This is a genomic window from Hymenobacter plasmatis (assembly GCF_020711255.1).
In the GTDB taxonomy this organism is placed as follows: Bacteria; Bacteroidota; Bacteroidia; order Cytophagales; family Hymenobacteraceae; genus Hymenobacter.
The window spans coordinates 23,523-36,178 of sequence record NZ_JAJFAW010000005.1; the positions used below are offsets into that span (position 1 = coordinate 23,523).

Sequence of the window (12,656 nt, forward strand, 5' to 3'; positions counted from 1 at the left end):
AACACCGATGTCTAAGAACGATGCCGCTTTGGCCCAAAAAATAGCCTCCTTCGACCCCAATGCTCCTGGCGATGCGGGAGGCGGCCTGTTTGGTTTGCCCTTCACCACCGAGGAAGCTCAGGTGGTGGTGGTGCCCGTGCCGTGGGAAGTGACGGTGAGCTACCGTGCCGGTACCGCCGATGGGCCAGCCGCCATTCGCGAAGCCTCCATGCAAGTCGACCTGTACGACCAGGATTTGCCCGATGCCTGGAAGCTGGGCCTGGCCATGGAAGACGAGGACGAGGCCATTGCCGAAACCAGCCGCCAGCTCCGGCCGCAAGCCTCCGAATACATCGATTGGCTGGAAGCCGGCCAGCCCGAGGCCGACCAGCAAAAATTCAGCACCGTGCCCGGCCAAATCACGGCCGCAGGCAACAAGATGCTAAATTGGCTCAAGGATAAAACCGGCGCCCTGCTCGACGATGGCAAGGCCGTAGTAGTGCTGGGTGGCGACCACAGCACGCCCCTGGGCTACCTGCACGCGCTGGCCGAGCGGCACGAAGAATTCGCCATCCTGCAATTCGACGCACATTGCGACTTGCGCCCGGCATACGAAGGGTTTCAGTATTCGCACGCCAGCATCATGTACAACGCCCTGGAACTGCCCCAGGTGAAGAAGCTGGTGCAAGTTGGCATCCGGGACATGTGCCAGCAGGAGGCCGATTTTATTGCTACTTCCAACGGGCGGGTGGCGTTGTTTGGCCAGCGCTTTTTGAGCGAAGAGAAATTCGCCAAGAAATCCTGGAAGAAAGTCTGCGGCAAAATCATAGCCCAACTTCCCCCCAAAGTGTACATCAGCTTCGACATCGACGGGCTCGACCCCAAGCTATGCCCCGGCACCGGCACGCCCGTGCCCGGCGGCCTGGAGTTTGAAGAAGCTACGTACCTCATCCGCTCCATCGTGCGGGCAGGTATTACCATCATCGGCTGCGACCTCAACGAAGTAGCCCCCGGTGATACCGATTGGAACGGCATAGTGGGCGCGCGCCTGCTCTACCAACTTTGCAACTGGATGGCCGTATCTCAAGGCCGCCTCGTCGCGAAAGGGATGGAGGCGGAATAAACTTCTTTCACCTCAACCCTTTTTTCCATGATTGGTTTTATCCTCAAATTTATCCTCACGGCAGTGCTGGTGTACGGCCTCAGCCTGGTGCTGCCCGGCGTGGTACTGAGCGGCTTTGGCAGCGCGGCCATTCTGGTGCTGGTGCTGGGCCTGCTCAACGCAGTTGTGAAGCCCATCCTCAAGATTCTCGGCTTTCCCATTACCGTACTGACGCTGGGTCTGTTCCTGCTGGTCATCAACGTCATCATCGTGAAGCTGGCCGATTTCCTGATGAGCAGCTTCGACGTGCACGGTTTTCTCAATGCGCTGCTCTTCAGCATTGCGCTGTCGCTGGTGAACGCCGTGGTTGATTTGGTGGTAGACTAATTCGCCATTTCAGCTCAACTTAATCCAGGACTTCACTTAAGAATTGGCAAACAAAAAAGCCCGGCTTCATAGCCGGGCTTTTTTGTTTGCTAAAATGCAATTGGTTATAACCGGCGAATGTCGGCCCCGAGGGCGGTGAGGCGCTGGTCGATGTTCTGGTAGCCGCGGTCAATCTGCTCCACGTTTTCAATGATGCTTTTGCCTTCGGCAGAAAGGGCAGCGATGAGGAGGGCCACACCGGCCCGAATGTCGGGCGAGGTCATCGTGATGCCGCGCAGGCGCGTGCGCTGGTCCAGGCCGATAACCGTGGCGCGGTGCGGGTCGCAGAGAATAATCTGGGCGCCCATGTCAATGAGCTTGTCCACGAAGAACAGACGGCTCTCGAACATCTTTTGGTGAATGAGCACCGTGCCCTTGGCCTGGCAGGCCACCACCAGCACAATGCTGAGCAGGTCGGGTGTGAAGCCAGGCCAGGTATGGTCGCTCACTGTGAGGATGGAGCCGTCGAGATAGGTGGCGATTTCGTAGTGGGGCTGGGCCGGAATGTGTATGTCATCGCCGCGGAACTCCAGCTGAATGCCCAACTTGCGGAACGTATCCGGAATAAGGCCCAGCTGCGGAATCTGGCAGTCCTTGATGGTGATTTCGGAGCCCGTCATGGCGGCAAGGCCGATGAAGGAGCCGATTTCAATCATGTCGGGTAGCATGCGGTGTTCGGTGCCGCCCAGGCTTTCCACGCCTTCAATGGTGAGCAAGTTGGAGCCGATGCCTTGGATGTTGGCACCCATGCGCACTAGCATCCGGCAGAGCTGTTGCAGGTACGGCTCGCAGGCAGCGTTGTAGATGGTGGTGGTGCCTTCGGCCAGTACCGCCGCCATCAGGATGTTGGCTGTGCCGGTTACGGAAGCTTCATCGAGTAGCATGTGGGTGCCCTTGAGCTTGCCCTCGGCCTTGATGCGGTAGAAATCGGTGCCTTCCAGCGTGAGCTTGCCGCCCAGCTTCTCGAGGCCCAGGAAGTGCGTGTCCATGGGCCGGCGGCCAATTTTGTCGCCACCCGGCTTGGGTAGCTGGCAGCGGCCGTAGCGGCCCAGCATCGGGCCCAGAATCATTACCGAACCCCGCAGCGCACCGGCCTGGGCCACAAATTCGGCGGAATCCATGTAGTCGAGGTTAACGTCCTCGGCTTGAAAAATGTACGTGTCGGTGGCCAGCTTGCCCACTTTCACGCCCATATCGCGCAGCAGCTCAATGAGCTTGTTCACGTCCCGGATGTCGGGGATGTTGCTGATGGTCACCGGCTCCGGCGTCAGCAGTACTGCACAGAGAATTTGGAGGGCTTCGTTTTTAGCGCCCTGGGGCGTGATTTCGCCGCGCAGCGCTTTGCCACCGCGTACTTCAAATGCAGCCATTTTTTAATTTAATCGGTTTGATATTCGAGTAGGCAGAATGTCATGCTGAGCTGGCCGAAGCATCACGCCTGCTTTACTAAACTCATTTAGTTGAGCAGTATAGATGCTTCGGCCAGCTCAGCATGACGTTCTGAAAGAAACTGTTACTGAGGAGGCTGTTGGGGTTCCTGGCGACCTTTCTTGCGCTTTTTACCGCCTTTGTTACCAAAGCCGCCATTACGGCCATCACGGTTGTCGCGGCTTTCGCGACGGTCGCGGCCTTCCCGTTGCTGGGGCTGGGGCACGATAAAGACCGGGGTGCGGCCAGTGCCAGCCGGCATCTCAAAGAGGCTCTCGCTGTCGACCACAGCCGGGTCGAGTCGGAGCTGGCCGCCCGACAGCTCGCCCAAGTGGCGCAAGATGGTCACGTCCTTAGCGTTTTCCTTGTTGTGCTGGCGGTACAGGAACTTCATCGTCCGGCCGATTTGCACAGTGGCCTGCTCGCGCTCGGCGGGGTCCTCAATGGTGAGGGCCTTCGCAATCAGGGCTTCAACGGCCGCGCCGTAGGCCCGCAGCTTGGGAGCCTGGCGGGGGTAGGGCACACGCGTTGGCTTCTCGGTACGAATGGTGAGGCTGCGCAGTGGAACCGGTGCATCCAGGGTCACTTCTTCGCCAGCCATGGCGTGCAGGTGGTTCCAGAGGCGGGTTTGCACCTCGGGCAGCTCGCGCAAAGAAGGCTGCAGGCGAAGCATGAGCTGCACAATCTGCCCGGCCCGCTTGGTGCGCTCGGCCAGGTCTTCAATCTGAGCCAGGCCCTGAATGAGCTGATAGGTGCTGTGCCCGTATTCGCGCACCAGCAGTTGCAGGTGGAAGGGCAGGGTGGTGAGGTCGGTCATAGAAAGCAATAGGAGGGCCCGCCAAAGGCGGGCCCGGGCCAAAGATAGGAAGAAGGCTTACGCCTCCTCCATACGGGCCGCAAAAGGTTAGTGCACCCGCAGCTTGGCGAAGCTGAGCAACAGCACTTTCTCGCCGACTTCTTCAAATTGAATGGTGGCTTTGGTGGTGCCCTGCTGGGTTTCGAGCTGGCTCACTACGCCGAAGCCAAACTTGGCGTGCTCCACGCGCTGCCCGCTTTGCAGCTTGGAGGTATCGGAAGGAGTGAAGTCGGCCGGAGCCACGTACTTGGTAGCTTGTACTTTACGCGGCGCGGTCGGAATCAGGTTCGAGCGCCGCTCAAATACATGCTGAAACGGTGACTCGCCCGCGCCCGGCCCAGCCTCGAATTTGAAGTTGACATACTGCGGGTCAATCTCATCCAGAAAGCGGCTTTTCTCGCAGCTGCGCAGGTTGCCCCACTGGTAGCGCGAGGTGGCGTAGCTCAACGTGAGCTTCTTCTCAGCCCGCGTAATGGCCACGTAAAACAGGCGGCGCTCTTCTTCCAGGTCGGCCCGCGAGGTAATCATCATCTGGCTCGGGAAGAGGTTTTCTTCCATGCCCACGATGTAGACGTTGCGGAATTCCAAGCCCTTAGCCGAGTGAATGGTCATCAGCGTCACAGCTTCGCCTTCCTGCGCCGCATCTTTAAGGTCAGAATCCGTTACCAGGGCAATGTCCTGTAGGAAGGCGCCAAGGCTCTTGTCTTCGCGCTCGGGGTCGTCGACGTATTCATTGATACCGTTGAGCAGCTCCTGCATGTTTTCGTAGCGGGAGAGGCCTTCGATGCTCTTATCGGCGTACAGTTCCTCGAGCATGCCCGAGTTTTTGGCGATGAACTTGGCGGCTTCGAAGGCATCCTCCTTGGCAGCTATCACCATGTAGCTCTTGATTTTCTCGGCAAATCCCACCACCGGGTTCGATACCCGCGCCGGCATAAACTGGTCGGCGTTGGCTACTACTTCCCACAGTGAGTGGTTATTCTCGTCGGCCGTGGTAATTAGCTTGCTAATCGTCGTGTCGCCGATGCCGCGCTTGGGGTAGTTAATCACTCGGCGCAGCGCTTGCTCGTCGTTTTGATTGACTGTCAGGCGCAAATAGGCCACCAAATCCTTGATTTCCTTGCGCTGATAAAACGACAGGCCCCCAACGATTTTATACCGGATATTGAGCTTCCGCAGGGCTTCTTCCATCGCGCGGCTTTGCGCGTTGGTGCGGTACAGGATGGCGAAGTTGTCGTAGGACAAATGGCCGTTCATCTTGTCCTCGTAGATGGAATTGGCCACCAGCTTGCCTTCTTCGTTGTCGGAAGCGGCTTTTAGGACTTCAATCAGGGTGCCGTCTTCGTTCTCTGAGAAAACGTCCTTGCGCAGCTGCGCCTGGTTGTTTTTAATTACAGAGTTCGCGGCCCACACGATGTTCTTAGTGGAGCGGTAGTTCTGCTCGAGTTTGAAAACCTGGAGTTCGGGGTAGTCTTTCTCGAAATTAAGAATATTGGTGATGTCGGCGCCGCGGAAGGCATAGATGCTTTGCGCGTCGTCGCCCACCACGCAGATGTTGCGCTCTTTGGCGGCCAGCTTGCGGGTAATCAGGTACTGCGAGTAGTTGGTGTCCTGGTACTCGTCCACCATCACAAACCGGAACATGTTCTGGTACTTGTTTAGCACGTCGACGTGCTCTTTGAACAACACGTTGGTGTTGAAGAGCAAGTCGTCGAAGTCCATGGCGCCGGCCTTGAAGCAGCGCTGCTGGTACTGCTGGTAGAGAACGCCGATTTTGGGCCGAAGCGCTGCCTCGTCGTCGGCCTTGATGGCCGCGTCGTTTAGATACTGGTTTACCGAAATCAGCTTGTTCTTAGCGGCCGAGATGCGGCCCAGCACCAGGCTGGGCTTGTAGAGCTTATCGTCTAGCTCCAGCTCTTTCACAATCTGCCCAATCAGGGTTTTCGAGTCCTGCGTGTCGTAGATGGTGAAGCTGCGCGGGTAGCCAATCTTGTCGGCTTCGGAACGGAGGATTTTGGCGAACACCGAGTGGAAGGTACCCATCCAGAGGTTGCGGGCGGCGGGGCCAACTACTTTCTCAACACGGGCGCGCATCTCCTTGGCGGCCTTGTTGGTAAAGGTGAGGGCGAGGATGTTGAACGGGTCGACGCCCTTTTCCAGTAGGTTGGCAATGCGGTAGGTGAGCACCCGGGTTTTGCCCGAGCCGGCACCGGCGATAATCATGCACGGGCCTTCGGTTTGCATCACCGCGGCGGCCTGCGACGGATTGAGGAGGGATAAATAATCTAGTGCCATCTGCGAATTAAGCCGCCTTTTGGGCGGTTGACAAAGATACGGCCCGCCGGGTAGGGGGCCCAATGAATTTCTGGCCCCGCGGCCGGGGTTATCTTTGTACTAATGATTATTATTCAAGAAACGGTCATCTCCGACGACATCGCCGACAACTTTTTCGTCTGCAACCTCGAAGCCTGCAAGGGCGCTTGCTGCGTGGAGGGCGACCTCGGCGCGCCGCTCGAAGAACCCGAGCTCAAGATTCTGGAGCAGGAATACGCCAACATCAAGCCCTTCCTCACCGAAGCGGGCCGCGCGGCCATTGAGGCCCAGGGCCTGTATATCAAAGACTGGGAAGGCGACTTCAGTACAACAACAATTGACGACAAGGAGTGCGCCTACGCGCTCTACGACGAGCGCGGCATCCTGAAGTGCGGCATTGAGCAGGCGTATCTGGCCGGCGCCACCACGTTCAAAAAGCCCATCAGCTGCCACCTGTACCCCATTCGCATCACCAAATACGACGGATTCGACGCGCTTAACTACGACCGCTGGGGCATCTGCAACCCGGCATGCGCCTTTGGCGGCTCACTAGGCGTGAAGGTGTACCAGTTTTTGAAGGACCCGCTGATTCGCAAGTACGGCGAGGGCTGGTACAGCGAACTGGTGCAGGAAATTGAAGACCCAACGCCCGTTAAGAAATAGCTCCCGTCATCCTGAACGCAGTGAAGGACCTTATCACACTAGAACAAGTCGTTCTGGCGTGATATGGTCCTTCACTGCGTTCAGGATGACAAAGGATTGAAACGCCTAGGCTTCTTTCACTACAATCTTCTCGATTTCGTCGTTAGCCTGAATCTGGTCAATAACCTCGACGCCTTCCACCACTTTGCCGAACACGGTGTGCACGCGGTCGAGGTGGGCGGTGTTCTGGCGGTCGTGCACGATGAAGAACTGCGAGCCGCCGGTGTTTTTGCCGGCGTGAGCCATGCTCAGGGCGCCGCGCTCGTGGTGCTGGTTGCCGCCGCTGGTTTCGCAGTCAATCTTATAGCCGGGGCCGCCGGTGCCGGGCACGCCTTTGGCGCCGGCGCGGGTGTTGGGGCAGCCACCCTGAATCACGAAGTTCGGGATGACGCGGTGAAACTTCAGGCCGTCGTAGTAGCCTTTTTCGGCCAGGTCGATGAAGTTCTTAACGGTTTTCGGAGCGTCCTGCTCGTAAAACTCGACCTTCATTACCCCCTTTTTGGTGTGGATTTCAGCAGTTTTCATAAATCTCGGAATGGTGCTTGCGAATTGGGTTTGGCGAAAGACTGTGGCGCTTTCCCGGGGGCGAAGGTAAGAAATCGGTTGGCGTAGCGAAACATCCATGCCGGTTTGTTACTTCGTAAGCTCAACTGCCGCATCGGCATAGTCACACCAAACCACTTTTTCACCACACTTCTTTCATGAAAAAACATTTTGCTCCTCTGCTCGCGGCCCTGGCTACTTCGCTGATGCTGGCAAGCTGCGGCAACGACAAGCCCGCTACCACCGAAACCGAGACCACCAGCACCGTCAACCCCGCTGACTCGGTGGCTGCCATGGCCGGCGACTCGGCCCGGATGGCCAAGCCCGAAGGCGTAATGGTGGACGGTGTGGCCATGACCGCCGACAAAAACATTGTAGAAAATGCCGCTGCCGCGAAAAGCGTGAGCACGCTGGTGGCCGCCGTGAAGCAGGCTGGTTTAGTTGAAACCCTTAGCGGCCCCGGCCCCTTCACCGTATTCGCGCCCACCAATGCCGCCTTCGACAAGCTGCCCAAAGGCGCCGTAGCCGGCCTGATGGACCCCGCCAGCAAAGCCAAGCTCGCCGGCGTGCTCAAGTACCACGTCATCCCCGGCCGCCTCGTAGCCGCCGACCTGAAAGACGGCCAGGAACTGACCACCGTAAACGGTGAGAAGCTCCACATCATGGTGCGCGACGGCAAGGTGATGGTAGGCAACGGCAAAGACGCTCCCGCCACCGTGCAAATCCCCGACGTGATTTCCAGCAATGGCGTAACCCACGTTATCGACGGCGTAGTACTGCCCTTGGGCAAGTAGAGTGCCCGTCATTGCGAGCGCAGCGCGGCAATCCGTCTGTTTTGCGCGACCAGCCTTATAATGTGAAAAGCCCCGGTACTACGCAGTACCGGGGCTTTTTGCTTAAGAAAGTGTCTGACCTTGACAGGACGGATTGCCACGGCCTGCGGCCTCGCAATGACAGATGTTTAGTGTCGGTTGTCTTCGCCGGCAAGCATGCTCAGGTAGCTATCGTACCGGGGCAGTGCAATGCGGCCTTGTTCTACGGCCTCGCGCACGGCACAGCCGGGCTCGTGGGTGTGCTGGCAGTTGTGGTAGCGGCACTGGTTGAGCAGGGCGCGCATCTCGGGGAAATAGCCGGCCAGCTCTGCGGGCGGGATTTCAACTAGCCCCAGCTCTTTAATACCGGGTGTATCGATAATATGGGTGCCGGGGCGCACTTCCAGCATTTCGGCGAAGGTGGTGGTGTGAACCCCTTTATCAGAGAACTCGCTGATTTCAGCGGTTTTCAAATCGAGGTCAGGCACGAGGGCATTGATGAGAGTGCTTTTGCCCACGCCGGAGTGTCCGGCCAGCAAACTCACTTTGCCCTCCAGCAAGGCATCGATTTCGGCCACGCCCTCGCCCGTGGTGGCAGCGCAGGTACGGCTGGGGTAGCCCAAGCTGGCGTACATGCCCGCAATCTCAGCCTGGTACTCAAACCCATCGGCGTCGTACAAGTCGGTCTTGTTGAAAAGGAGCGTGACCGGAATGTGGTAGGCCTCGGCCGTAACCAGAAATCGGTCGATAAACCCGAACGATGTGGCCGGCGACACCAGCGTCACCACCAGCAGTGCCTGGTCGAGATTAGCTGCTACGATGTGCACGTGGCCGGTTTTGTGCACCGAGCGGCGTACGATATAATTACGCCGCGGCACAATGTGCGAGATTACCGCCGACCCTTCGGCCTGCGCTTCCACTGTGAAATCCACGTGGTCGCCCACAGCCAAGGGGTTGCTGGCTTTCAGACCTTTGATTTTGAATTTCCCCCGCAGTCGGCACCGGTGCAGCTGGCCCGCGGTATCGCGCACGATGTACCACGAGCCAGTAGATTTCACCACGGTACCGTGCAGCAGGGCAGTTGGGCTGGTTGTTGAAGAAGTATCCGAAATCATGATGCAGTGAGGTGGGGCAGCGCGGCCATAATGGTGCGGGTGGCGCCGGCCTGGCTGTGCACGTAGGTTAGCATTGTGGCTCGCAGGCGCAGGCGGGCTTCTTCGTTGTGCCAGAGTTGGGCAAAAGCCGTTTCCAGCTCCTGCGCATTATGCACGGGAAACGCGCATTTCAGCTCAACTAATTCAGTAGCCTCCTGGAATTTGGCATAAGTAGGGCCAAAGAACAGCGGCAGCCCAAAAGCAGCAGCCTCCAGCGTATTGTGCAAGCCCTTGCCAAAAGCGCCGCCCACGTAGGCGTACTGGCCAAAGCGGTAGAGTTGGCTCAACAGCCCCACGTTGTCGAACAGCAGGATGCGGGCCTGCGTCACCGTGGCGGCGTCGGCCTGCGAATACCGCAGTACCTGGCCCGGAAAAGCTGCCTCCACCTGGCGTAGGTTGGTTTCGCTTATTTCGTGTGGGGCCATGAGCACCCGCAGCTTGGACTGGTAGTGCGTGAGGAGCGGGGATAGGGCCGGCAGGTCTTCGGGCCAGCTGCTGCCCACCACCAGCACCGGCGCGCCATCGGCCACAAAGGCTTCCACTACGGGCAAGGACCTGGGCGGGGCCGCGGCCGTGGCCACCACGGTATCGAACCGGGTATCGCCGGCCACGCTCACCCGGGTCAGGCCCAAGCCACGAAGCAGGGAAGCCGAGGCTTCGTTTTGGGTGAAGATGTGCGCAAAACGGCTCAGAATCTGGCGAAAGAAACCACCCCACGGCTGGAAGAATACTTGGTCGGCCCGGAAGATGGCGGAAACTACCACGGCAGGGATGCCGCGCCGATGCGCTTCGTTGAGGAAGTGGTACCAGAATTCGTACTTCACAAACACAATCAGCCGGGGCTTCACTATGTCCAGAAAGACGCGCGCATTGCGGCGGGTATCCAGCGGTAGGTAAAAGATATAGTCGGCGCCAGGCCAGTTATGACGGATTTCGTAGCCCGAAGGCGAGAAGAACGTCAGCACCAGTTTGGTATCGGGGTGGGCTTGGCGGTAGGCCTCCAGCAGCGGCCGGCCTTGCTCAAACTCGCCCAGCGAGGCGCAATGGAACCACACCCGTGGTGCGGGGTCGGCCCCTATGGTGCGGGCAATGTGGGGCAGCAGCCCGCGGCGGCCCGCGACCCAGGCCGCCGCCTTGGGCACAAACGGCGCCGCGAGGCGCAGCAACAGGCCATACAGGCCCAGCGCAGTATTATAGAGGAACAGCAAGGCGCAAAATTACGCAATCCGGACTCGGCCCGGAATTACGGTCGCGTTTATAATTGCGGGTGGGCTTCCCAATCGACGGGGCAGGCCTCGCCATGTTTCTCGAAGTGCTGTAAGGCATCAATCATGCGCAGGGCTTCGGCAAGGCTCCGGCCCAGTGGGCGGTCGTTCACCAGCTGGTGCCGCACTATGCCGTCTTTATCGATGAGGAAAAGGCCGCGGTAGGCCATGGGCGAGCCCACGTAGGTCATTTCGCCCTGCTCGTTGTAATCGTAGTGGCCGCCCAGCACGTCGTAGTTGGCCGAAATGGTTTTCGTGGAGTCGGCCACCAGCGGGTATTTCACGCCCGCAATGCCGCCCTTGTCGCGTGGCTTGAGCTGCCAGGCCAGGTGCGAATACTGCGAATCGGTGGAGCAGCCCACCACGGCCACCCCGCGGCGCTCAAATTCCTCGAGCCGGTCCTGAAACGCCAGGATTTCGGTGGGGCACACGTGGCTGAAATCGGCTGGGTAGAAGTAAAACAGGACGTGCTTTTTGCCTAGGTAGCGGTCCAGCGAAAAGTCCTCTTCGAAGGAGCCGTCAATCACGGCCGTGGCTTTAAAGGAAGGGGCACGCTTGCCGACGAGAACTGACATAATCTTAAAGTGAAATTGTAATGGGTGAGTACCGTACGAATCTTGAGCTAATTCGCCGAAAAGCGAGGGGCTATTTGCGTCCCGCTAAGGCTTAGGCAATACTACCACCGCATTGCTGAGCTACTTACACACAAACTGAAACGTGCTGCGGGTGCGCTGCTCCAGGAGCAGGCCACGGCCTTGGGTGAGGCGGGCTATGCTGGCCGTATCATAATTCTTAATGGTGAAAAGTGTGAGCCCGGTATTGTAGTGCAGCGTGAAATGTTCGCGCAGCAAATCCAAAAGCTGGTGAATGCGACGCTCGGAATAATCGGTGCATACCGAAAAACTGATGGCCGAATTCTGCATGACGTTAATTTTCAGCTTGGCCTGGGCCAACGCGCCGAAAATTACTTCCAGGTTTTCTTCCGAGATAAACGCGAAGTCCTTGCTCTCGAAAGACAGCAGGCACTGGTTGGTTTTGCAAATAAAAGCCGGCGCCAGCATGGGGTGGTGGCAGTCGTGAATGAGCGTGCCCTCCGCTTCGGGGTCCATAAACGACTTCACGCGCAGCGGAATGCGGCGGTCGGCCAAGGGCTTTAAGGTTTTGGGGTGGATGACGGAAGCCCCGTAATACGCCATTTCGATGGTTTCGCGGTAGCTGATTTCCGGATAGCGCACCGTGTCGGGGAATATTTTGGGGTCGGCGTTGAGCAGGCCGGCCACGTCCTTCCAGATGGTGACGCTCGCCGCCCGCAGGCAGTATGCAAAAATGGCCGCCGTATAATCAGAGCCTTCGCGGCCGAGTGTGGTGGTGGCCCCGCCCGCGGTGCCGCCCAAAAAGCCCTGCGTCAGCACCGGCCCCTCGGCCAGCAGCGCCGGTACAGCCGCCGTGATGTGGCGCTCCGTAGTGGGCCAGTCTACGCGCCCTTCGCGCCAGGTGTGGTCGGTGCGAATCAGCGGGCGGCAGTCGAGCCACTGCATGCCCAGCGCCCGGGCCACGATGCACGTCGCCAGCAGCTCGCCGAAGCTCACAATTTGGTCATACTGCCGGTCGTAGTCGCTGGGGCCCACTGTGGCGAGGCGGTCGGCCATTTCGGTGAGCAGGTCCGAAAGGAGCGGTGCTTCTGCTTTATCGGCGGCGTGAGTTTCCTCAGACCAGCCCAGTTCAGCGGCCACGCCTTCGTGAAAGGCACTGAGCCGGGCGAGTTGGGCTGAATAATCCTGACCTTCGTAGGCCAGCTGAAACAGCTCCTCGAGCGCATTGGTGGTTTTGCCCATGGCCGACACCACCACCAGCAGCGGCTGCTGGCGGCCGTATTGCCGCACGATTCCGGCCAGGTTTCTGATGGCGTCGGCATCGCGCACCGAAGCCCCGCCAAACTTGTAAACATGCACATTATCCATGGCGGGCAAAGGTAGGAGTACCGACAGGCTTTGCCCAGCCCAACTTAAAAACAATCCTTACACCCCGCCAGCCCTATTCCCAGGCATAGCCCAACTACCATATAGGTCCGGTGCC

General features: G+C 58.8%; 12 protein-coding genes. 4 read left to right on the forward strand and 8 right to left on the reverse strand.

All coding sequences use genetic code 11. The annotated features are described in order from the left end of the window. Positions 1-7: 7 nt before the first annotated feature. Complete coding sequence (locus LJ738_RS04750; RefSeq protein ID WP_227785167.1) at positions 8-1,102, forward strand: agmatinase family protein; 1,095 nt, start codon at positions 8-10, stop codon at positions 1,100-1,102. 27 nt (positions 1,103-1,129) lie between these two features. Beyond that, a complete protein-coding gene (locus tag LJ738_RS04755) occupies positions 1,130-1,468 on the forward strand; it encodes a phage holin family protein (protein ID WP_262907577.1) in 339 nt (112 codons plus the stop codon). 104 nt (positions 1,469-1,572) lie between these two features. Here LJ738_RS04755 and murA read toward each other — a convergent pair whose 3' ends face one another. The 3 genes from murA to LJ738_RS04770 all read right to left on the reverse strand — a co-directional run bounded on the left by murA (position 1,573) and on the right by LJ738_RS04770 (position 6,086). After that, positions 1,573-2,877, reverse strand: a complete 1,305-nt coding sequence (gene murA / locus LJ738_RS04760; RefSeq protein WP_227785168.1) for a UDP-N-acetylglucosamine 1-carboxyvinyltransferase — start codon at positions 2,875-2,877, stop codon at positions 1,573-1,575. Between the two features lie 143 nt (positions 2,878-3,020). After that, on the reverse strand, positions 3,021-3,752 hold the full coding sequence (locus tag LJ738_RS04765; protein WP_227785169.1) for a DUF4290 domain-containing protein: 732 nt from the start codon (positions 3,750-3,752) through the stop codon (positions 3,021-3,023). A gap of 87 nt (positions 3,753-3,839) precedes the next feature. Beyond that, entirely contained in the window at positions 3,840-6,086 is a 2,247-nt protein-coding gene (locus LJ738_RS04770; RefSeq protein WP_227785170.1) for an ATP-dependent helicase, read from the reverse strand. Positions 6,087-6,188: 102 nt separating this feature from the next. On the opposite strand from LJ738_RS04770, the gene LJ738_RS04775 reads away from it, so the two are divergent. Continuing rightward, the gene (locus LJ738_RS04775) at positions 6,189-6,767 is read left to right on the forward strand and encodes a DUF3109 family protein (RefSeq protein WP_227785171.1); all 579 of its coding nucleotides are present in this window, start codon (positions 6,189-6,191) and stop codon (positions 6,765-6,767) included. Between the two features lie 105 nt (positions 6,768-6,872). Here the strand turns inward: LJ738_RS04775 and LJ738_RS04780 are convergent, their stop codons facing one another. Continuing rightward, entirely contained in the window at positions 6,873-7,331 is a 459-nt protein-coding gene (locus tag LJ738_RS04780; protein WP_227785172.1) for a peptidylprolyl isomerase, read from the reverse strand. Positions 7,332-7,507: 176 nt separating this feature from the next. On the opposite strand from LJ738_RS04780, the gene LJ738_RS04785 reads away from it, so the two are divergent. After that, positions 7,508-8,143: a fasciclin domain-containing protein gene (locus LJ738_RS04785; protein WP_227785173.1), complete on the forward strand. Its 636-nt coding sequence runs from the start codon at positions 7,508-7,510 to the stop codon at positions 8,141-8,143. Positions 8,144-8,310: 167 nt separating this feature from the next. On the opposite strand, the gene rsgA is transcribed toward LJ738_RS04785, so the two are convergent. From rsgA to LJ738_RS04805, 4 genes are all read right to left on the reverse strand, one after another. After that, on the reverse strand, positions 8,311-9,276 hold the full coding sequence (gene rsgA / locus LJ738_RS04790) for a ribosome small subunit-dependent GTPase A (protein WP_227785174.1): 966 nt from the start codon (positions 9,274-9,276) through the stop codon (positions 8,311-8,313). Next, positions 9,273-10,523 carry a 3-deoxy-D-manno-octulosonic acid transferase gene (locus LJ738_RS04795; RefSeq protein WP_227785175.1) on the reverse strand — a complete coding sequence of 417 codons (1,251 nt, stop codon included), beginning with the start codon at positions 10,521-10,523 and terminating at the stop codon, positions 9,273-9,275. The genes rsgA and LJ738_RS04795 overlap by 4 nt, the downstream gene beginning before the upstream one ends. A 47-nt stretch (positions 10,524-10,570) precedes the next feature. Continuing rightward, positions 10,571-11,155 (reverse strand): peroxiredoxin, encoded by a 585-nt coding sequence (locus tag LJ738_RS04800; RefSeq protein ID WP_227785176.1) that lies wholly within the window; start codon positions 11,153-11,155, stop codon positions 10,571-10,573. A gap of 120 nt (positions 11,156-11,275) precedes the next feature. Beyond that, positions 11,276-12,541 carry an aspartate kinase gene (locus tag LJ738_RS04805; protein ID WP_227785177.1) on the reverse strand — a complete coding sequence of 422 codons (1,266 nt, stop codon included), beginning with the start codon at positions 12,539-12,541 and terminating at the stop codon, positions 11,276-11,278. Positions 12,542-12,656: the final 115 nt, after the last annotated feature.